Origin of the sequence: Pseudaquidulcibacter saccharophilus, from assembly GCF_019455445.1 — a bacterium.
GTDB lineage: Bacteria > Pseudomonadota > Alphaproteobacteria > Caulobacterales > Aquidulcibacteraceae > Pseudaquidulcibacter > Pseudaquidulcibacter saccharophilus.
The window spans coordinates 867635-887639 of record NZ_JAHWUS010000001.1; the positions used below are offsets into that span (position 1 = coordinate 867635).

22 protein-coding genes are annotated in these 20005 nt (G+C 42.9%); 21 read left to right on the forward strand and 1 reads right to left on the reverse strand.

The features are described 5' to 3' along the window. Positions 1-5: 5 nt before the first annotated feature. The 20 genes from KXV15_RS04075 (at position 6) to KXV15_RS04170 (ending at position 17893) form a co-directional block, all read left to right on the forward strand. Positions 6-533 (forward strand): head-tail connector protein, encoded by a 528-nt coding sequence (locus KXV15_RS04075; RefSeq protein WP_240006876.1) that lies wholly within the window; start codon positions 6-8, stop codon positions 531-533. Beyond that, positions 530-937: a tail completion protein gp17 gene (gene gp17, locus KXV15_RS04080; protein WP_240006877.1), complete on the forward strand. Its 408-nt coding sequence runs from the start codon at positions 530-532 to the stop codon at positions 935-937. Before KXV15_RS04075 ends, gp17 begins: the two co-directional genes overlap by 4 nt. Next, positions 934-1350, forward strand: a complete 417-nt coding sequence (locus tag KXV15_RS04085) for a phage major tail protein, TP901-1 family (RefSeq protein WP_240006878.1) — start codon at positions 934-936, stop codon at positions 1348-1350. Before gp17 ends, KXV15_RS04085 begins: the two co-directional genes overlap by 4 nt. Next, positions 1347-1640: a GTA-gp10 family protein gene (locus KXV15_RS04090; protein ID WP_240006879.1), complete on the forward strand. Its 294-nt coding sequence runs from the start codon at positions 1347-1349 to the stop codon at positions 1638-1640. Before KXV15_RS04085 ends, KXV15_RS04090 begins: the two co-directional genes overlap by 4 nt. Further along, a complete protein-coding gene (locus KXV15_RS04095; RefSeq protein WP_240006880.1) occupies positions 1631-1819 on the forward strand; it encodes a phage tail assembly chaperone in 189 nt (62 codons plus the stop codon). The genes KXV15_RS04090 and KXV15_RS04095 overlap by 10 nt, the downstream gene beginning before the upstream one ends. Then, entirely contained in the window at positions 1806-2324 is a 519-nt protein-coding gene (locus KXV15_RS04100) for a phage tail tape measure C-terminal domain-containing protein (protein ID WP_240006881.1), read from the forward strand. Before KXV15_RS04095 ends, KXV15_RS04100 begins: the two co-directional genes overlap by 14 nt. Next, positions 2321-2947 (forward strand): DUF2460 domain-containing protein, encoded by a 627-nt coding sequence (locus tag KXV15_RS04105; RefSeq protein ID WP_240006882.1) that lies wholly within the window; start codon positions 2321-2323, stop codon positions 2945-2947. The genes KXV15_RS04100 and KXV15_RS04105 overlap by 4 nt, the downstream gene beginning before the upstream one ends. Then, positions 2944-3825 carry a DUF2163 domain-containing protein gene (locus KXV15_RS04110; protein ID WP_240006883.1) on the forward strand — a complete coding sequence of 294 codons (882 nt, stop codon included), beginning with the start codon at positions 2944-2946 and terminating at the stop codon, positions 3823-3825. The genes KXV15_RS04105 and KXV15_RS04110 overlap by 4 nt, the downstream gene beginning before the upstream one ends. Continuing rightward, positions 3822-4205: an NlpC/P60 family protein gene (locus tag KXV15_RS04115; protein WP_240006884.1), complete on the forward strand. Its 384-nt coding sequence runs from the start codon at positions 3822-3824 to the stop codon at positions 4203-4205. The genes KXV15_RS04110 and KXV15_RS04115 overlap by 4 nt, the downstream gene beginning before the upstream one ends. Continuing rightward, positions 4205-7831: a baseplate multidomain protein megatron gene (locus tag KXV15_RS04120; RefSeq protein WP_240006885.1), complete on the forward strand. Its 3627-nt coding sequence runs from the start codon at positions 4205-4207 to the stop codon at positions 7829-7831. The genes KXV15_RS04115 and KXV15_RS04120 overlap by 1 nt, the downstream gene beginning before the upstream one ends. Before the next feature lie 69 nt (positions 7832-7900). Next, positions 7901-8875: a DnaJ C-terminal domain-containing protein gene (locus KXV15_RS04125; RefSeq protein WP_240006886.1), complete on the forward strand. Its 975-nt coding sequence runs from the start codon at positions 7901-7903 to the stop codon at positions 8873-8875. A 31-nt stretch (positions 8876-8906) separates the two neighbouring features. Further along, complete coding sequence (locus tag KXV15_RS04130) at positions 8907-9623, forward strand: gamma-glutamyl-gamma-aminobutyrate hydrolase family protein (protein ID WP_240006887.1); 717 nt, start codon at positions 8907-8909, stop codon at positions 9621-9623. A 94-nt stretch (positions 9624-9717) separates the two neighbouring features. Beyond that, positions 9718-10065, forward strand: a complete 348-nt coding sequence (locus KXV15_RS04135; protein ID WP_240006888.1) for a PepSY domain-containing protein — start codon at positions 9718-9720, stop codon at positions 10063-10065. Between the two features lie 40 nt (positions 10066-10105). Beyond that, the gene (locus tag KXV15_RS04140) at positions 10106-10771 is read left to right on the forward strand and encodes a response regulator transcription factor (RefSeq protein WP_240006889.1); all 666 of its coding nucleotides are present in this window, start codon (positions 10106-10108) and stop codon (positions 10769-10771) included. Between the two features lie 3 nt (positions 10772-10774). Next, positions 10775-12172 carry an ATP-binding protein gene (locus tag KXV15_RS04145; RefSeq protein WP_240006890.1) on the forward strand — a complete coding sequence of 466 codons (1398 nt, stop codon included), beginning with the start codon at positions 10775-10777 and terminating at the stop codon, positions 12170-12172. A gap of 68 nt (positions 12173-12240) precedes the next feature. Further along, on the forward strand, positions 12241-13614 hold the full coding sequence (locus KXV15_RS04150; RefSeq protein WP_240006891.1) for a hypothetical protein: 1374 nt from the start codon (positions 12241-12243) through the stop codon (positions 13612-13614). A gap of 103 nt (positions 13615-13717) precedes the next feature. Then, on the forward strand, positions 13718-14953 hold the full coding sequence (gene ccmI, locus KXV15_RS04155) for a c-type cytochrome biogenesis protein CcmI (protein ID WP_240006892.1): 1236 nt from the start codon (positions 13718-13720) through the stop codon (positions 14951-14953). An 11-nt stretch (positions 14954-14964) separates the two neighbouring features. Beyond that, a complete protein-coding gene (gene ccmE, locus KXV15_RS04160) occupies positions 14965-15429 on the forward strand; it encodes a cytochrome c maturation protein CcmE (protein ID WP_240006893.1) in 465 nt (154 codons plus the stop codon). 20 nt (positions 15430-15449) lie between these two features. Beyond that, positions 15450-17426 (forward strand): heme lyase CcmF/NrfE family subunit, encoded by a 1977-nt coding sequence (locus KXV15_RS04165; RefSeq protein WP_240006894.1) that lies wholly within the window; start codon positions 15450-15452, stop codon positions 17424-17426. Continuing rightward, complete coding sequence (locus KXV15_RS04170) at positions 17423-17893, forward strand: cytochrome c-type biogenesis protein (protein ID WP_240006895.1); 471 nt, start codon at positions 17423-17425, stop codon at positions 17891-17893. Before KXV15_RS04165 ends, KXV15_RS04170 begins: the two co-directional genes overlap by 4 nt. Here KXV15_RS04170 and KXV15_RS04175 read toward each other — a convergent pair whose 3' ends face one another. Further along, entirely contained in the window at positions 17894-18235 is a 342-nt protein-coding gene (locus KXV15_RS04175; protein WP_240006896.1) for an ArsR/SmtB family transcription factor, read from the reverse strand. 233 nt (positions 18236-18468) lie between these two features. Between KXV15_RS04175 and KXV15_RS04180 the strand changes: the two genes are divergently transcribed. Further along, a complete protein-coding gene (locus KXV15_RS04180) occupies positions 18469-19995 on the forward strand; it encodes a Do family serine endopeptidase (RefSeq protein WP_240006897.1) in 1527 nt (508 codons plus the stop codon). The last annotated feature ends 10 nt before the right edge of the window (positions 19996-20005 follow it).

Below are 20005 nucleotides of genomic sequence, written 5' to 3' on the forward strand. Positions count from 1 at the left end.
GATAAATGACGAATATTGTTTTGGTGCAGCCGTCTGAACTGCCACTGACTTTGGATGAGGTTAAAACCTATCTAAGAATTGGCACTGATGGCGATGATAATATGCTTTTGCTATTGCTAAAGGCGGCGGTGGAAATGGTGGAGGCAAAAAATGCAATCGCCCTTATTTCCCGCAAGCTGCGCCAAAGCATTTCGGCAAAGGAAATCCATAATGCGTATAAATTGGCACAATCAGGAGGGCAAAAACCCGCTTTAAGACCTGATTTTCACAATGTTACGGCGATTGATACGGTTAGAAATTCCATTAATGGGATAATGGTAACGGCAATCGATTTAATAAGTTTGCAAGATAATCTGTTTTACCTCAATCGGTATAGCGAAGGTCTTGAAATCGATTATTTCGCGGGGTTTGCAAATGCGGCATCCGTACCAAATTCCTATAAATTGGAAATATTGGAAGAAATTGGGCGCGCAATCCAAAACCGTGATGATGGCGGGCAAAATCAGAACCCGAATATTGGGGTGCGCCTATGATTGCCGTCCAAGAATTAATCACCAATTCACTAAAGTCTGATGCGGGTATTAAATCCGCATTGGGTAACACTGCGCGCATATATGATGCACCGGTTAAGCACGCGCTTATGCCCTTTGCAGTTTGGCGCAGGTGGGAACAAAAACCCATTGCCGGCGATTATGAGGGGGCGGTTGAATACGCTGCTATCATTGAAATTACCTGTAAAAACAACGGTATTGATGATGCCAAATCAGCGGTTTCGGCAATTCAAAAATGGGCAATAAATGCCAAACCAGAAAACGAACAAACCAAAATCATCCTTATTATGACCAATTACGCCGATGTTTACCGCGCCATAGATGGACGGACTTTTTTGGGCGTGGTGCGGCTTAAAATATTGGTGGAGGAAAAAGAAATATCATGACCATACAAGCAGCAAGAGACATTCTTTTAAAAATTTCTGATGGGGCCGTGAACCCAAATTATATAATCATTGGCGGATTGCGCGCCAGAACAATCGCACTTTCTGCCAAGACCATTGATGGCACGGCATCGGATTCGGCAGGCAATTGGCGTGAACTTTTGCCCAATGCGGGTTTAAAAGAAGTGTCGGTAACGGGTTCAGGCGTGTTTAAAGATACTGCGGCGGATGAAATTGTCCGTGCCGCATTTTTCAATCAGGACGCCCGTATATGGCGGCTAATTATCCCAAGTTTTGGGCAATTAGAGGGGTTGTTTATAATTTCTAACCTTGAATATGGTGGCAATTATGATGGCGAGGCCACATTTTCAATGACCCTTAATTCAGCCGGGGCAATTGGGTTTAGCGCACTATGATAGTCAATGAAAAACGTGGTGAAGTGGCAATCGAAATTAATGGCAAACACCACAAAATTTGCCTAACTTTGGGTGCGCTAGCAGAATTGGAAACCGCATTTTCTGCCACAGATTTAAAAGATTTGGGGCAAAAAATGGGGCGTTTAAGCGCGGGTGAAATCCTAATTGTATTGCTGATTTTGTTAAAAGGCGGTGGGGTAGTTTTTGAAATCGAGACCTTAAAAACCTCCGACCTTAACCCCAAAATTGCCGCGCAAAAAATTGCCGAATGCTTTGAAAAATGCGCGTAATCCAACAAAACTCTTGGGCGCAAATGATGCGCTATGCCTTATCAATTGGCATAAGCCCGCGTGTGTTTTGGCAATTATCGGTTTTGGAATGGAAAATGTTGGTGGGGGAAACCCACCCCGCCTTAAACGCCCGAGAATTTGAAAAATTATTGAAAGAATTTGATAATGACACAAGATAATCAATATCAAAAAAGTGCCGATGAATTTGGTAATCTCGCACAATCCGCCAATGAGAATGCCACATTGATTTCGCGCGCCTTTGACAAGGTTGGTAACGATATTTCAAAAAGCCTGGGGACTGCGGCACGGTCTGGGGAATTATCGATTAAATCGCTGGCACAGGCAATTTTGCGCGATTTATCAAATATTGCCATCAACCAATATGTCACCAAACCGATTGATGGGATTGTATCATCTATTGCGGCCAATTTTGGCGCGACAATTTCTGGTGCAAGGGCCGGTGGCGGCAGTGTGAATATTGGTGGGGCATATTTGGTGGGCGAAAATGGACCAGAGCTTTTTGTCCCCAAAACCGCGGGGACAATTCAAAACGAATTATCCCAACCAATAAATATCAATATCCATGTTGGTCAGGGCGGTAATTTGTCGGATGTCAAACGATCTGCCAATCAAATTTCAACTGCATTGGCGCGCGCCGTAAATAAGGGAAGGGCAGGATTATGAGTTTTCATGACATATCTTTCCCGATGCGAATTGCGCGTGGTGCAATTGGGGGCCCTGTTCGCCGCACCAATATTGCCACCCGCAAAAATGGCAAAGAAATCCGCATTAGTTCAAATGCAAATTCGCTAAGGCATTGGCAGATTTCGTCAAAAAATGCGGATTTGAATGATTTGGCACAGGTCGTTGATTTTTACGAGGCGCGCCTTGGGCGGCTTTATGCGTTTCGGTTTCGTGATCCTTTTGATAATAAATCCTGCGCGCCAAATAATATTCCAAATCATAATGATCAAAAAATTGGGGTCGGTGATGGCGTAAACAAATCATTCCAAATTGTTAAAAACTATGGTGATGCGGCAAATATCTATGCCCGCAAAATTTCCAAACCAGTTTTAGGTTCGGTTTTAATTGCAATAGATGGTGTATTGAAAACAGGCGGTTTTTCAATTGATTATTTGACCGGAATGTTAAATTTCACCAATGCACCAAATACTGGGCAGATTATCACCGCCGGTTTTGAATTTGATTGCGTTGCGCGTTTTGATAATGAACAGCTTGAATTATCACTAGATGGGCAGACCAATGGGCATATTGCCGACATCCTGATTAATGAGGTGTTGTCATGAAAACCGTGTCGTCATCATTTGTGCAAAGCCTTGGGGCGGAAAGCCAAACTTTGGCATATGGCTATATTTTAAGCCGTAATGATGGTGTTAGGGTTTGTTTTTCCGGGCATGATTGCGATATTATGGTTGGTGGAAATCTATTCATTGCCAATAATGCGCTTGATATCGGGCATGGTGAAAAATCATCAGGTCTTGGAAGTGATAATAGCCTTTTGCTTGGTGGTTTCGAGGTTGGGCTTATTGAAGAAATCGACATCAAATTTGGTAAATGGGATAAAGCGGCGGTTGAAATTATTTTGTTTGATTGGCAAAATGCCAATAATTATGCTACGGTTTTTAATGGCTTTATCAACGCGATTACCCAAAGCGACATTGGCTTTGAATTTGAATTGTCGGGGCAAAAACAGAAATTTCAAAATCAAATTGGGCGCACCATAAGCCGCAATTGTGATGCGGTTTTGGGCGATGAAAAGTGTGGGATTGACCTTGTAGAGGCGGGGCATTTTATTGATACCGAATTGCTTGCTAATTCGACCATTGATTTTATTGAAACCGGCGCGAACAATATAAATGCCGCAGATTATATTTATGGCAAAATGGTTTTTAAAAGCGGTGCATTATCAGGGTTTGAAATCGGTATAAAAAGCATTGTTAAAAACGCTGCTACCACTTTGATTTTCCTTGAAAATCCTTTGCCGATTTTGCCTGTGCACGGCGATTCTATCCGGCTTTTCAAAGGCTGTGACAAGACTTTTACCACTTGCAAAACCCGTTTTCATAATGGCGATAATTTTCGTGGTTGCCCGCATTTACCCGGTCAATCAGATGCCTTTTCTGGCCCTGCCATATCGGGCAATGATGGGGGTAAACGGTCATGATGCGGGGTGAAATTATTGCCACTGCCCGCGAAATGTTGGGAACCCCTTTTCGGGTTGGTATGTCTTTAAAAAATGTTGGTTGTGATTGCGCAGGGTTAATAGAAATTATTTTGCGGCAATTGGGACAAGAGGTTCCAAAGCGTAATCAATCCCTAGCAGAAGCACTAATAATCGCAATGGATGAAACCAAAACCCAATCAGTGGGTGATGTGGTTTTATTTAAAAGCACCGCGAATATGGCGGATTTTCATTGCGGAATTCTAACCGAAAAAAACACCATAATTCATGCCCATTGGTCACAAGGTGTGGTCGAAAATTCATTCGGCAATTGGTTCAAAAAGCGTGTTGTTGCATTTTATTCTTTTAAGGGTGTCGAATAATGGCTTCGATAATTTTATCATCACTTGGAACATCGGCGTTTGGCTCTATTGGCGGGTTTATTGGGTCGTTGGTTGGCTCATCAATTGATGGCTATTTATCATCAGAGCTTGGGGGGAGGGTGCACGAAGCGTCAAAACTTGGCACATTGTCGGTGCAATCATCAATAGATGGTGCGCCAATGCCGATTGTTTATGGTCGTGCCAAAATTGCAGGGCAACTTATTTGGGCCTCAAAATTCAAAGAAACCAATATAAAGCGTAAAGTGGGTGGTAAATCTGGGCAGAAAATCACCGAAAACAAATATTTCATTTCTTTTGCCATTGCCTTGTGTGAGGGTGAAATATCGGGTCTGGGCAAAGTTTGGGTCAATGGCGATGAATTTGATTTGAATAATACCGAATATCGCCTTTATCGCGGAACGCCTTTCCAAGATAAAGACCCGCTTATTGAGGCAATCGAAGGCATTGGAAATACCCCGTGCTATAATGATATCGCCTATATTGTATTTGAGGATTTCGACCTTGATAATTATGGTGACCGTATCCCACAATTCGCATTTGAAGTTTTTTGCCCGCCCAAAACATCGGAAAATCGGCTTGAAGATTTAATAAAAGGGGTTTGTATGATACCTGGTGCTGGTGAGTTTGCCTATGCCACCACATCCATCAAGCATCTTGTTGCCCCCGGTCGCGATAATGGGGTGAACAATAACCAAAGCGGTAATAAAGCTGACTTTGTGGTTGCTTTAGACAATCTTGAACGCGACTTGCCGCAGGTTAAAAATATATCGCTGGTGGTGGCATGGTTCGGAACGGACACGCACGCTGAAAATTGTGAACTAAAGCCGAAAGTTGACCGCAAGGATAAAATAACATCGCCTTATCAATGGTCGGTTGCGGGTCTTGGGCGTGATGATGCCGATTTGGTTAGTAATTATATGGGTGATGCCGCCTATGGCGGGACGCCGTGCGACACGTCTATTCAAGAGGCAATAAAGGAAATTAAATCGCGCGGTTTAAAAATTACTTTCAACCCCTTTATAATGATGGATTGTGCGGGTTATCCATGGCGCGGACGAGTTACTGTGACGGGCGATAAAACCGCCACCGCCCGCACAAAAATCAATGAATTTTATAATGGTAAGACATGGTCATACCGCAATTTCATTCTGCATTATGCGAATTTATGTGCTGAAGCGGGTGGGGTTGATACATTCCTTTTGGGTTCTGAAATGGTGGGTTTAACCCGTATCAGGGATAATGAGGATAAATTTCCATTTGTTGAAAACCTTATTGAATTGGCGTCCGAAGTGCGGGCAATTTTACCTAATGCCAAAATTTCTTATGGCGCTGATTGGACGGAATATGGTGCATATTATTCTGACAATAACACGTATTTCCCGCTTGATGCCCTGTGGTCAAATGCCAATATCGATTTTGTCGGCATTGATTATTATGCCCCAATTTCTGATCGCCACGAAGGTGATGCCCGCTATTCAATTCCTGATTTTCAAAACCATATTGAGGGTGGGGAAGGGTATGATTATTATTATCAAAACCAAAGTGACCGCACCAATAAAATCAAAACCCCAATAATTGATACGAACTATCACGAGGAATGGGTTTATCGGCAAAAGGATTTGCGTGGGTTTTGGTCAAATACACATTATGAACGCGTGGGTGGGGTTAAAAAAACAATCCCAACCCAATGGCTTGCCAAATCAAAACCTATAAGACTGCTAGAGCTTGGTTACGCCGCAATTGACCGCGCCGGCAATCTTCCAAGTGCGTTTCCCGATGCCAAATCAATTGAAAATACCATTCCATATTTTTCAAATGGTGCGCGCGATGACATGGAACAGCGTAATTGTTTGAGCGCGTTTCTAGGCTATTGGCAGGGGGATAAAAACCCAAATGCCAACCTTTATAATGGCAAGATGATTGATTTGGATGGGATAAATATTTGGGCATGGGATGCACGGCCTTATCCCGCATTCCCATCTCTTTCCGATATTTGGGCGGATGGCGAAAATATGCCCAAAGGTCATTGGCTTATGGGGCGCATGGGGCAGGGGAATTTGGGTGAGATTATCAAAGATATTGCCCTGCGTGCTGGCTTTGAAAATGTCGATTGTAATGGTGTTGAAGGAATTATTGACGGCTTTGTCATCGAAAATCCACAGGATGCCCGTGCCGCCCTTGAAAATCTAATTTATGCTTTTGGTATTGAAACTACCCAAAGCGGGGATTTGATTGTTTTCAAAACCCGCCAGCATAACGATAATATTACCGAATTATCACACGATGATTTGATTTTGGATGACGTCCAAAACCTAATCCAAAGATCCAAAGAATTTGCCGATAAAATTTCACGCTTTCAATTTTCTTGTTATGCTTCTGATGCCGATTATGACATTATTTCCCATGAAGTTGTTGGCAACACGGCACAGGGCAAAAGAGGGCAATTTTCATTGCCAATAATTGCGGGTCGCGAAGTGCGCGATGGAATTGCCCGCTATCTTTTGGGGCTTGCGCAAAATGGTGTTGTAACTGCGGAAATAAGGGTTGGGATGCAGGCGGCACTTACCCTTGAAATAGGTGATAATATCAAATTGGATGGTGAGGTTTGGCGCATTGAGCGCATCGAAAATGATATTTTCACAACCATTCATTTATCAAAGGCATTTTGCGATTTCTTGGCGCCCAATAAAGGCGAATTGCAGAATAAATTTATTCAATCGACCACCTATTCGCGACCATATGGTATTATATTATCACTGCCATATCCATTCATTGCTGCCAATGATTGCAATGCCAAGGTATTTGCCGCGCAATACCCATTTTTTGGCGCAATCGAAATGAAGTTTAATGGTGCAAAAATTGTTACCCTCAATAAAACCGCAAATTATGGCTTTTTAAACGGGGCTTTGGCGCAATCGAAAATTTCACAAAGGCTAAATTGCGCCATTCAGATTGAAATGGCGATTGGTGAATTGCCAAATTCCGGTTATTTGGCATTTATTGAAAATGATATTGTGAAAGACATTATCTATTTTGAAAATGCGGTTTTAACTGCCAGCCAGAGTTATAAATTAAATGGCATTGTGCGTGGATTATCGGGCATAGCCGACGCGCCAGAAATTTCGGATGGAACTTTTGCGCTTTTGCTTGATGATGCAGGTATCGAAGCACATCTAGATAGCCAATATCTTGGCATTGATATGGAATATCAATTTACAACTTCGGGCTATGCCGATGAAAGCGGTCATTTAAAAAACTATGTTTTTGAAAATTCGGGGCAAAAACAATTTGCACCCTGTCACCTATCCGCAGCTCGTAAGGCTGATGGCGTGCATATTGGGTTTATCCGTCGTGCCGCAGGTAATGGTGACGGCTGGGAAGCATTAGAAGTGCCATCAAATATCAATGAAAAATATGTGATTGAGATATTATCCGGCAATGTTACCGTTTGTAACATGGTAATAAATTCCAATGAATTTATTTATTCAAATGCTATGGAAATCAGTCATTTTGGGCAAATGATGCCAAATATAAATTTTCGGGTCGCACAAATTGATGATAAAAATAATATTGGCAATTATGCCAGTGCAACAATAGCATTATAATTATTCATAAAACCCCTTTTACTTTTGTCAAAAACCCCTAAATACATACGTGATTAAGGAGTTTTAAAATTGGCAGAAAATCCATATAATATTCTTGGGGTGAATGAGGGTGCGCCAATTGCAGAGGTGCGCAAGGCATATCGCAAACTTGCCAAGGAATTCCATCCTGATAAAAACCCAAATAATAAAGCCGCCGAAGAGAAGTTTAAAAAAATCTCTGCTGCGTTTTCATTTCTTGACGATGATGAAAGAAAAGCAAAATTTGACCGTGGCGAAATTGACGCCGATGGCAATCCAAAATTTGCGGGCTTTGGTGGCGGTCAAGGTGGCTTTAATGGCGGCTTTGCGGGTGGGGATCCGTTTGGTCCCGGTGGCCCATTTGCAGGCATGAACATGGGCGGCGGCCGTGCCAAGGCATCTTCTGGCTTTGGTAATCCTGATTTTGAGGATTTCTTTGGCGATATTTTTGGCGCAAATCTGCGCGGTGGTCGTGGTGCGCGCACTGGTTCAACCCGCCCACCTGGCAAGGGTACCGACCTTAGCACAACATTACAAATCGAAACACTTGATGCAATTGTTGGCGCAAAAAAACGTGTTACCGTTAATGGCAGCGCGATTGATATTACCATCCCATCAGGTGTTACCGAGGGGCAGGTTCTACGCCTGCGTGGTAAAGGTGGTGCCGGTGTTGCCGGCGGTGCAAACGGTGATTTATTGGTTACAATCAATATCAAGCCAGATGGTAATTACCGTATTGATGGCATTGATGTTCATACCGATTTGCAAATTACCCTGACTGAGGCGTTAGAAGGCGCAAAAATAGAGGTTCCAACACCACTTGGAAAAGTTGCCCTAAGCATTAAACCCAATGCCAATTCTGGGCAGACATTACGCCTAAAAGGGCGCGGTGTTGCCAAGGGTAATAAAATTGGTGATTTATATATTCACCTTGAAATTACTTTACCTGATGGTGACAATTCCGAATTGCTTCAATTGCTTGCCAATTGGTCGCGTAAAGCAGAAGCACCAAAAAAGAGAAGCTAAAAATATACCAAAAGAGAATCTAAAAATATAAATGACAAAAAAACCATTAATCGCCATTATTATGGATGAAGACACTTCAAAAGGTGGTCGTTTTTACGAGGCAAACAAAGGCTATTTCAATTCGGTATATGCGGCGGGTGGCGTGCCAATTGGGATTCCATATTTTAAAGAGGCGGGTGAATTTGCGCTTGCTAATTGCGATGGTCTTATGTCCACTGGTGCAAGGGTAAGGTTTGCGGATAGTGCCTATATTGATGGTGAGCAAAGCAATTCACCCGATTCTGATAGATACGAATTTGAAAGTGAATTAGTAAAAAAATGGGTCGATGCCGACAGGCCTTATCTTGGAATTTGTAACGGGATGCAGGTTTTGGGCGTGGCCTATGGCGCAAAAATGACCTATCGCTTGGCGCATCACCTGAAAACTGCAATAAATCACAATTTAAAAGAAACCCTACACAATGTGAAAATTGTCCCTGATACGCATTTGGCACAAATGATTGGCGTGCCAGAAATTGTAACCAATTCACACCATAATGAAGGTTTCTTGCAAGCAAGTGATGACGTGATTTTCTCTGCTTTTGCAGAAGATGGCGCAGTAGAAGCCCTTGAAATCAAGGGTAAACAGTTTGCAATTGGGGTGCAGTGGCATCCCGAACTTTTATGGCCCAAAAGTGATTATAAAGATGATTTAAAAACTGCTTCGCAGCCAATTTTTGAAAAATTTGTATCAAGTTGCTGTTTTTAAAATAAACTTACTTGCTATATTAGAAAATCAATAATAAAGCATTTTATATAAATCATTCAATTTCTGTTCATATCGGATATGTAAAATAGGCAGTATGAAAAAACTCGCTGCAACATTAACCGGATTATTATTGATTGGCATGGCGCCGAATATTGCGTTGGCTCGCCCGCATTTCGCGCTACAAATGCCAGACAACGGTTTTATTTCAAATTATGTTCCGCCAATGAGTAAATATGCCGATCGTGGGCAGATACTTTCATTGCGCGAAGTTGCGCAGATTATTAATCAAAGTGTTCCGGGTCGCCTAAGTGATGCCCAATTGGTAAATGATGGCGGAAGACAGGTCTATGTTGTTCGTTGGGAACCTTCTGAAAATCGCGGTCGCATTATTGAGTTTGTTGTAGATGCCGAATCTGGCAGAATCTTAAGCCGTCGCGGTTAATTGACGGCCCCCTTTAGGTTTCTTTGCGCGTGAGGTGAAAATGCGTTGTTTAATTGTTGAAGATGATCCAGATTTACGTCGTCAATTGCATCGTGCACTTACTGATGCTGGTTATGCTGTTGATGCTGCGGCAGATGGCGAAGAAGGACATTTTTTAGGTGATACCGAGCCGTATGACGTCGTCGTTCTTGACCTTGGTTTGCCATTAATTGACGGTGTGACCATTCTTGAACGTTGGCGCAAAGACGGAAAAGATTTTCCGGTTTTGATTTTAACTGCACGTGACAGATGGGCCGAAAAGGTTTCTGGCTTTGATGCTGGTGCTGATGATTATCTTACCAAGCCATTCCATACCGAAGAATTGCTTGCACGTTTGCGCGCATTGGTACGTCGTGCGGCGGGTCATGCAACATCGGCACTTGAATCAGGTAATTTACGCCTTGATACACGTGCGCAAAGGGCAACGGTTAATGGTAACCCGATTAAACTTACTAGCCATGAGTTGCGTCTTTTGACCTATTTGTTGCACCATGAAGGTCGTGTTGTTCCGCGTACCGAAATTATTGAACATATCTATGATCAAGATTTTGACCGCGATTCCAATACTATTGAGGTTTTTGTCGGTCGGTTGCGCAAAAAAATCGGGCAAGATAGAATTCTTACGGTTCGTGGTTTAGGGTATCAGCTTATAAATCCTGATAAGTAATTTATGCCACAATTGCTTAAAAAAACCACGTCACTAACCCTACGACTAATATTGGTCGCAATCATTTGGTCGATTGCGGCGGTATTGGCAACTGGTTTTGGTTTGGCGACAATTTTTGGCAATTATGTTGATAAGAATTTTGAAAATTCTATAAGCGTTTATCTTGATACTTTGGCGGCAACTGCGGATGTCGATAAGTCAGCAAAACTAGTTATCGAACGGCCACCAACTGACCCACGTTTTACGCGGCCTTTGTCTGGTTATTATTGGATGGCTGCCGATATTAATGAGGCTGGAAAAATAACTGCCAATCAGGTGCGGTCACGCTCTCTTTTTGATGAAACCATCAATTTACCTGCCGCAGTCGTGACAAAAGCCACATCAAACCCCGGGGTTGACGCATATTATAACATTAACCGAAGTGGTGAGAGTTTAAAAATAGGTGCGCGGCAAATTACGCTCCCAGGGCGGCATAACAACACTATTTTAGTTGTTGCGTTTGACAGAACCGAAGTTGAAAAATCCAAAAGCCGCTTTAACCTTATTCTTATGGCATCATTAATTGCCCTTGTGGTTGGTTTAATGTTGGCAATTATTCTTCAGGTTAAACTTGGTCTTAAACCATTGCGGCAAATGGGTGATCAATTGGGCGATATCAGAAGTGGCAAAGCCGAGCATCTTGATGAAAATCTACCGATTGAAATTGCACCAATCGCCAGCGAACTAAACGCCCTTTTACAACATAATGAAGAAGTTGTTGAACGCGCACGCACCCATGTTGGCAATCTTGCCCATGCGCTTAAAACCCCAATTTCTGTTATGTTAAATGAGGCTGGTCAGCATGAGGATGCGTTCTCAAGGCTGGTTACACGCCAAACCCAAACCATGCAAAGACAAGTAGAGCATTATTTAAAACGCGCTCGTGCCGCTGCTCGTGCCGAAACCTTGCGCACCCGCACTCCTATTGGTCCTGTGGTTGACGATATTACACGTACACTTGCAAAATTATATCGTGCCGAAGGTGTTCTGGTCGAGGTTTTGAACAAAACCAACGCCGCATTCCGTGGTGAGCGTGAGGATTTGGAAGATTTATTTGGAAATCTGGCCGAAAATGCTTGTAAATATGGCGGTGGCTTGGTTGAGATAAGCTTCGATGATAGTGATGCCGGCTTTATTCATATTCTAATTGATGATGACGGTGAGGGGCTTACCGAATCCGAGGTCAAAGACGCCTTAAAACGTGGCGTAAGGCTTGATGAAACTTCAAATGGTTCAGGTCTTGGGCTTTCAATTGCCCATGAATTGGCGGTTGCATATGGTGGCGCCTTGAACTTTGAAAAATCGCCATTGGGCGGATTGCGCGCCAATTTACGTTTGCCGACTGCTGATACCATAAATTAACTATTTGTATTTAGATTTTTTAAGCTAAAATCAAAAGACTTTGCTAGCAGCCGGTTTTTATAACAGACATGTCAAATAGTCGTAGTGAGGAAATAGAAAGATTAAACTCTTTAATAGCCAATGCATCCGCATCTGTGGCTGCTGGATTGTTGTCGCAACTCGAATTACTTAAGGCGCAAAATACAAATAATCTACCTATTGATGAAATGATTGCGACATTGCGCGAAAAAGTGCAGTCTTTTGATGGTGAAATTGCACGCTTTCCCAATTTGTCACGCCTATTTTTTGAACCTTTTGATGTTCTATTTGTCGATAAATACAAAAGCTCACCTTTACCTGGAAGTTTTAAACGCGATTCATTGGGTAAAATTTGGGAAGTTATAAAAAAGACTTCAGACACGGCTGAATTTAATGGTTACGAACAACGCGCCAAAGATGCCCTAAGCATAGGTAATGTTGGCTTGGGGCAAAATATAGCCAGTGAATTGCGCAGTAAAATTGCACAAAAATTTTTTCAAAAACCTGATGATGGGTTTTTCAATAATCATGACAGAACCATTTCCTTTGAAGATTCAAAACGGTTCATAATATTATTGCAAACCCACCAAAAAGCCAAAGAAAGCGGCCTTAGCATTGATTTTGATATTGAAAATCTTTCACGTGCGGCATTCGATAAATATATGGCTTTTTTCAAAGAGCTTGAAAATACAAACCTTGATTTGGCCGCAGAACTTATGATTTCTATCATGGCGAACTCGTCAAAGCCATGGATGACATTGCGAATTTTGAAAAGCATAAATCCACTCGTAAATGATAGAAAGCTTGATGCAACCGCATATAAAATTGTTGGTGATCGGCTTTTGGGGCAAATACGTGAGTTTGTAACCAAGTTCAATGATGCACGAAATGGCGATTTTGACGGCGAAGTTTTGGCCCATGATATCGAAACATACAATAAATTCTCGCATGGGTTTGAGCGTGAAGAAATTTTATCAGGCGATGGCCCGTGGCAAAAAGAATTATTTAGTATCCGTGCAAGGGCGACCCAATTACTTATTGATTTATGCCAACGTTCGCTTGGGTATTTGCAACGCGCCTTACCTATTGATCGGACAATGGTGAAGGGAAAGGGATATTTGGATATTCCGCGCACCGGTGCACCTATTGATGATTCTAAATATAAATTGGCATATGAATTTTCGCGTTTTATTCGTGAAACCCGCCTCTTTGCGCCTTTGGGTGGCTTTAAGGTTGCGCGTGAAACATCATTGCAAAGCATGTTGAAACATTGCGATGCCTTAAGAAGTGGTCTTACTTTGGAATTAAGTGAAAATAATAAGGGGAAATATTTTGATGATTGGGCGCGCCAAACCATTGAAATTACCCGTATTGTTGATGATGAAGCTGCGGCAAAGTCCTTTGAACGTAGGATTTATGGCTGATTTTTAATCCCCGCTACATTTTGCCGCTCTTTTATTTGTGAATATTCACACCTAAATGAGCCTTTAACTTGCATATTTAGAAAATAAAAGCCATTGCATAATCATGGGACAAGCAACTTCTAATCTAAGCCTAATTTTATTTTTTGCCGTTGCGTTAATTTTATTATTGGCCGCAATCTGGTATCTTATGGGCAGCTTGAAAAAAAGCGAAGCGCCGGCAATTGATGGCAACTCAATTTATAAAAGACAGCTCGAAGAATTGAAACAATCGCTTGAATTAGGGCAGATTGACGAAACCGATTACGAGAATGCCCGTCTTGAAATCGGGCGTCGTATGGCGCGTAATAAACGTGAAAGTGTACAAATATCTTCCCCGATTAATCCGCGCTATGTGGCATTATTAATTGGTCTGTTTGGTCTTTCAACAATTGCAACCTATTTCTTTGTTGGTTCACCGGGTTTTGGCGATATGCCAATTGCCAAACGCGAAAAAGAATTATTGGCGCGTGACCCCAACACTTTAACCACTGGCGAAATTAAACTTATTATCGAACAAAAAATGCGCGAAAAGCCAAATGACGCAACACCGCATCTTTTGATGGGAAAAATCCTTGCCGGTGAGGGGCGCGATGATGAGGCGCTTCGTGCCTATCAGGCTGCTTTAAGACGTGAAGATAAAAACCCGGAAATCTATGCCGAAATCGGCGGTGTTATCTTTAGGCTTTCTGGAAATGTAGCATCCCCTGAAAGCAATGGTGCTATCAAAGATGCCTTGGCGCTTGATAAAAATAATATGACCGCGCTTTTTTATTCTGGTCAGTTTAAATGGGCGGCGGGTGATAAAACCGGTGCAATGGATATTTGGCGTGATGCGTGGCAACGGTTCCCGTCAAAAGATGAAAATCAACCAAGTCAACAGCAATTTGGTCTTTTGACCCGTATTGTGCCTGAAATTTCAAAACTTGAAAAAGGCCCGATGATGGGCGGTAAAAAAGGCCCTATGATGGGTGGCGCAATGGGCGGTGGCGCGATGGGCGCTTCAGAAGCACCATTCATGGCGGCAATGGCGGCCGGTGGTAATCCACAGGATTTCATCAAAACCATGGTTCAAAACCGTGTTGATGCACTTAAACAATCGCCAGATGATATTGGTTTGCGGGTTTCTGTTATCAAAGTTTTGTTGACATCAGGCAAGATTGATGAAGCCAAGAAAACCTATGAAGATGGCATAAATCTGTATAAAAATGACAAATTTAAAACCCAAATATTGGAAGTGGCGGCAATGATGTTACAATCATCGCAACCAGGCACTGATAATGGCGGAAATATGGGTGGTTAAAAGGTGTTGATATGAAAAGACGGCATAAAACCCTAATTTGGATTGCGTTGGGCGCGGTAGTTCTTGGCGGCGGCACGGTTTTGGGTGCGGTTGCAATGAAAAAGACAGTGTCATTTTTCTATGCGCCAAAAGATGTTTTGGTTACACCGCCAAAACTTAACCGTGAGGTTCGGCTTGGCGGTCTGGTATTAACCGGAAGCCTTAAGCACACCACTGATGGCACAATTAATTTTGTGGTTACCGATAATGTTGCCAATGTTAATGTTACCTATAAAGGCATTGTTCCCGACCTTTTCCGCGAGGGGCAGGGGGTTATTGCCGAGGGTAAGTTTACCGACAACACACATTTCAAGGCAGAAAGAATTTTGGCAAAACATGATGAAAATTATGTTCCTAAAGAGGTTGCCGATTCTTTGAAAAAATCCGGTGAATGGCGCGGCCCTGAAGCCGCATTAAAAGAACAAAAACAGCCATAATGCTGTGAAAAGGTAATTTAATGATTGTTGAAATTGGGCATTTTGCATTAATCCTTGCTATGTTTGCGGCATTGGCACAAAGCTGTGCAGGTTTAATCGGTGGGCAGCGCGCGGATTACCGTTTTTACACTTTCACAAAACGCGCAACCGACATCACGTTCGTTGCGGCTGCGGTTGCCTTAATTGCGCTTATCCATGCCTATCTTACCAGTGACTTTTCGGTTAAAAATGTGGTTGAAAATTCCCATTCACTTAAGCCGCTGATTTATAAAATCGCTGGTTCATGGGGCAATCACGAAGGTTCAATGCTGCTTTGGGCATTGGTTGGCGCAGGTTTTGCAACCTTTTTATCCCATTCAAAAGAAGAATTAGTTTGGACCTTGAAATCACGCGCATTGGGCGTGCAAGGTTTGATTGTGGCATTGGTAATTGCCTATGTTGTTTTTGCCTCAAACCCATTCATTCGTCTGCCTAATCCACCATTCCAAGGCAATGATTTAAACCCATTATTGCAGGATCCGGCATTGGCGGCTCACCCACCATTTTTATATTTGGGTTATGTGGGCTTGTCGTTGGTTTATTCACTGGCAATTGCTGGCTTGCTTGATGGCAAGGTTGATGCGGTTTGGGCAAGGATTATTCGCCCTTGGGCGCTTGCATCATGGGTGTTTCTAACTGTTGGTATCTTACTTGGTGCTTATTGGGCATATTATGAACTTGGCTGGGGCGGCTGGTGGTTTTGGGATCCGGTTGAGAATGCATCATTCATGCCTTGGTTGCTCGGCACTGCATTGTTACACTCGGCAATTGTAACTGAAAAACGTGGTGCCTTGGCGGCATGGACGGTATTGCTTGCGATTTTGGCCTTCTCTTTATCGCTTTTGGGTACATTCCTCGTTCGTTCGGGTGTTTTGACATCGGTTCACGCCTTTGCACTTGATCCAAAACGCGGGGTTTGGATATTGCTTATTTTGGCATTATTCACCGGTGGCGGCTTGTTGCTTTATGGCCTGCGTGCCGGCGTTATGAATAGTGATAAAGGGATGTTTGCGCCCGTATCACGCGAAACCGCATTGGTTTTGAACAATTTATTCTTGGTGGTTGCCACACTTACAATTTTGGTCGGCACTCTTTACCCGCTTTTGGGTGAAGCGATTTATGGTCGGGCAATCTCGGTTGGTGCGCCATATTTTAATGCGGTATTCACACCATTAATGTCGATTATTTTGGTGTTCTTACCAGTTGCCAGTTTCTTTTCTTGGAAAAGATCTAAAATTAGTACACATGCCAAAAAACTTATTCCGGCATTGATAATTGCAATTATTGGCGGGCTTGTGGTGGCATTTATTGCGCAAAACAAGCCAATGAGCGCGGTTGGCGTGTCATTGGGCGTTTGGTTGGTGCTTGGCGCGTTTTCTGAATTCCTACAAAAAGCTGGTCTTGGCAAAAGCAATGATGTCGTAAAACGTGCTTTTGCATTGCGCCCGATGTATTGGGGTATGTTTATTGCCCATTTGGGGGTCGGCGTATTCGTTATTGGTGCTGTGGTTGAAACCTCTTTCCAAAAAGAACAAACTTTTGCAATTGGCATTGGCGAAACTGTACAGTTTGAAGGTCGTAAAATTACCCTCGATAAAATTGCCTCATTAGAAGGGCCAAACTTTTATTCAGATGCGGCGCAAATTTCGGTTAATGATGGCAAAAAGACAATTATCCTTAACCCTGCGCGGCGTTATTATCCGGCGGCAAAAATGCCAACCACCGAGGTGGATCGTAAAGCAAGCCTTTTCGGTGAATTATACATGGCATTAGGTGAACCAAATTCAGAAAGTGGTGCATCAAAGTGGGTGTTACGGGTTTATTTCAACCCATTCATTGGATGGATTTTTGGTGGTTATTTCTTGATTGCTTTGGGCGGACTTCTAAGTTTGGCGGATCGTGGCCTTCGGGTTGCTGCACCAAAGGCATCAGGTGATATTGCAAAGGCGGCGTCATGAAAAAGTTTTTCTCGTCAATAATTTTGCTTTTGGGCTTTGTTGCGGTCAATGCCTTTGCCCAGGATTTAGACCCAAAACAGAATGAGCGTTATAATAACCTTGCGCAGGAAATCCGCTGCGTGGTTTGTCAATCTGAACCGGTTGCAACCTCATCGGCAAAAATCGCTGCCGATATGCGCGATGTTATTAAAGAGCATATTTTAAAAGGCGAATCGGATAACCAAATTCGCAAATATTTTGCCAATCACTATGGTGAATATGTTTTGTTGCGCCCGCAATTAAGCGCGGCAACAATTGCGCTTTGGGCCTCACCCTTTATACTTTTGATAATGGGGGGCGCGGTTATTCTTTTGCTTATGGGTAAATTAAAATCAACTCCTGAAGAGATTCCACCTGAAAGCATTCCAACTAAAACTGAAGAAGATGCAGAGGCGCTTGCGGCGCTAAAAGAACTCGAAGAAAAATAATTATTTCTTTATGAAAAATTCTTCTGCCCCAAGTTTTGCAAGGCGGGCATTGTGAAGATTTGCGCCGCGTCGGAAAAATGCCAAAAATTGGTCAATTTCGCGAAAGGCGGAGTAATTGATTGATATTGGGCGAAATTGGCGGTCTTTTCCACGAATGACTAATCCCGCTTTTTCCAAAACCTTTATGTGTTTAGATATCGCGGGCAAAGAAATATCAAATGGCTTTGCAAGCTCATTAATAGTGTAATTGTTATTTACTGCCCCATTATCACAAAGGCGGGTTAAAATATTGCGCCGCGTCTCGTCGGATAAAGCATGGAAAATCAAATCTATTTTGTTCATCGCATCACCTTATTATTTAACCGATTCATTAAATAATGTGTTCTTTATTAAACTAAATGGTTAAATAATACAAGTGGCTAAACATTACAGAAAATTATGTTTCAATTGCCAAAAACCTATATATTATTGCACAATAAAGCAGAGAATTATGTTTTTAGACATTGTTTAGCCATAATTAATGCCAATATTTGTAATGTTAGGAAAATATGTATTCCACATTATCGGAGAGGTTAATGGAACAAAAATCAAAACCAAGTTTCTTGAAAAGGCCTGTAATGACTGGTGCGGCTGCGGTGGCGCTTGGTATTGCAGCATTTGGTGCAGGGCAAGTGCTTTCGCCAAATCTTTTAAAGGCACAGGCAATTCAGGCACAGGCACCGATGGCGGCTTCCGCATTGCCAAGTTTTGCTGATTTGGTGGAACGGGTTTCCCCTGCTGTGGTTTCTATTGAGGTTACCAAGTCAATTCCGGATCAATCTGATGATGAATTAGAAGCGCAATTGCAACAAGTTCCTCCTGAAATGCGCCCATTCTTGCGCAATATGCCAAAAAATAAAAGTGGCGGTGAAGCGCGTGGCGGCGGTTCTGGTTTCTTCATTTCTGCTGACGGTTATATCGTAACTAATAATCACGTGGTTTCTGACGCCAGCAAAATTACAGTTACCCTTAAAGACGGCAAAGAATTACCGGCCAAGGTAATTGGTACGGATGAAAGAACCGATATTGCGGTTATCAAGGTTGAAGGTGCAAATTACCGCTATGTACAATTTGAAACCAATACCAACGTTCGTGTTGGCGATTGGGTGGTTGCAATTGGTAACCCATTCGGTCTTGGCGGCACGGCAACTGCGGGTATTGTCTCGGCATTGGGCCGTGAAGATGTGGGCGGTCAAAATATCGCCGACTTTATCCAAATTGATGCGCCGATTAACCCTGGTAACTCTGGTGGTCCAACCTTTGACATGCAGGGTCGCGTAATCGGTATTAATACCGCGATTGTTTCCGGTTCTGGTGGTAATATTGGTATTGGCTTTGCGGTTCCTTCTTCAACTGCGGTGCGTGTGACACAGCAATTGATGAAAGGTGGACAGGTTGCTTATGGCTGGCTTGGTGTTGGCATTGGTGATTTGTCACCAGACCTTGCTGATGCATATGGTGTTGGTAATGTGAAGGGCGCAATTGTTGGCTCTGTTAATGTTGGTTCACCTGCGGCAAAAGCGGGTTTGAAACGTGGCGATGCGATTGTTAAATTTAACGATCAACCAATTAATGGTGCATCCGACCTTACCCGTCGTGTTGGTGGAACCGAAGTCGGCAAAACCGTTAAACTTGAAATTATTGATGCATCAGGCAAAAAACGGGTTGCGAATGTTTTAATTGCGCCGCGCCCATCTGAAAAACAATTGGCACAACTTGACGACCCAAAAGATAATTCGGTGGTTGCCGATACCAAGGTCACAAGTGGCACAAGCCTCGGCATGACGGTTTCTTCTTTGACCCCAACTGCAAAACAACGTCTTCGCCTTGATAGTGATACATCTGGCGTTTTAATCACCGACATTGATGATAAATCAGATGCGGCGAAAAAAGGTATTGCTGCGGGCATGGCAATTCTTGAGGCCAATGGTCAAAATGTTGGTACCCCAAAAGATCTTGAAAATGCCATCAAAGACGCAAAACGTCAGGGCAAAAAATCAATTCCAATATATGTACAAACCCCACAAGGTCGCGGTGCATATCTTGCGATATTAATTGGCTAATCCTGAATAA

What these genes read in the sequence shown, in the direction of transcription:
- KXV15_RS04150 (WP_240006891.1), top strand. Translation starts at nt 12,241, where the DNA reads ATGTCAAATAGTCGTAGTGAGGAAATAGAAAGATTAAACTCTTTAATA.
- KXV15_RS04085 (WP_240006878.1), top strand. Translation starts at nt 934, where the DNA reads ATGACCATACAAGCAGCAAGAGACATTCTTTTAAAAATTTCTGATGGG.
- KXV15_RS04135 (WP_240006888.1), top strand. Translation starts at nt 9,718, where the DNA reads ATGAAAAAACTCGCTGCAACATTAACCGGATTATTATTGATTGGCATG.
- KXV15_RS04110 (WP_240006883.1), top strand. Translation starts at nt 2,944, where the DNA reads ATGAAAACCGTGTCGTCATCATTTGTGCAAAGCCTTGGGGCGGAAAGC.
- KXV15_RS04165 (WP_240006894.1), top strand. Translation starts at nt 15,450, where the DNA reads ATGATTGTTGAAATTGGGCATTTTGCATTAATCCTTGCTATGTTTGCG.
- KXV15_RS04145 (WP_240006890.1), top strand. Translation starts at nt 10,775, where the DNA reads ATGCCACAATTGCTTAAAAAAACCACGTCACTAACCCTACGACTAATA.
- KXV15_RS04090 (WP_240006879.1), top strand. Translation starts at nt 1,347, where the DNA reads ATGATAGTCAATGAAAAACGTGGTGAAGTGGCAATCGAAATTAATGGC.
- KXV15_RS04170 (WP_240006895.1), top strand. Translation starts at nt 17,423, where the DNA reads ATGAAAAAGTTTTTCTCGTCAATAATTTTGCTTTTGGGCTTTGTTGCG.
- KXV15_RS04095 (WP_240006880.1), top strand. Translation starts at nt 1,631, where the DNA reads ATGCGCGTAATCCAACAAAACTCTTGGGCGCAAATGATGCGCTATGCC.
- KXV15_RS04140 (WP_240006889.1), top strand. Translation starts at nt 10,106, where the DNA reads ATGCGTTGTTTAATTGTTGAAGATGATCCAGATTTACGTCGTCAATTG.
- gp17 (WP_240006877.1), top strand. Translation starts at nt 530, where the DNA reads ATGATTGCCGTCCAAGAATTAATCACCAATTCACTAAAGTCTGATGCG.
- KXV15_RS04130 (WP_240006887.1), top strand. Translation starts at nt 8,907, where the DNA reads ATGACAAAAAAACCATTAATCGCCATTATTATGGATGAAGACACTTCA.
- KXV15_RS04115 (WP_240006884.1), top strand. Translation starts at nt 3,822, where the DNA reads ATGATGCGGGGTGAAATTATTGCCACTGCCCGCGAAATGTTGGGAACC.
- KXV15_RS04075 (WP_240006876.1), top strand. Translation starts at nt 6, where the DNA reads ATGACGAATATTGTTTTGGTGCAGCCGTCTGAACTGCCACTGACTTTG.
- ccmE (WP_240006893.1), top strand. Translation starts at nt 14,965, where the DNA reads ATGAAAAGACGGCATAAAACCCTAATTTGGATTGCGTTGGGCGCGGTA.
- KXV15_RS04180 (WP_240006897.1), top strand. Translation starts at nt 18,469, where the DNA reads ATGGAACAAAAATCAAAACCAAGTTTCTTGAAAAGGCCTGTAATGACT.
- KXV15_RS04100 (WP_240006881.1), top strand. Translation starts at nt 1,806, where the DNA reads ATGACACAAGATAATCAATATCAAAAAAGTGCCGATGAATTTGGTAAT.
- KXV15_RS04105 (WP_240006882.1), top strand. Translation starts at nt 2,321, where the DNA reads ATGAGTTTTCATGACATATCTTTCCCGATGCGAATTGCGCGTGGTGCA.
- KXV15_RS04175 (WP_240006896.1), bottom strand. Translation starts at nt 18,235, where the DNA reads ATGAACAAAATAGATTTGATTTTCCATGCTTTATCCGACGAGACGCGG.
- ccmI (WP_240006892.1), top strand. Translation starts at nt 13,718, where the DNA reads ATGGGACAAGCAACTTCTAATCTAAGCCTAATTTTATTTTTTGCCGTT.
- KXV15_RS04120 (WP_240006885.1), top strand. Translation starts at nt 4,205, where the DNA reads ATGGCTTCGATAATTTTATCATCACTTGGAACATCGGCGTTTGGCTCT.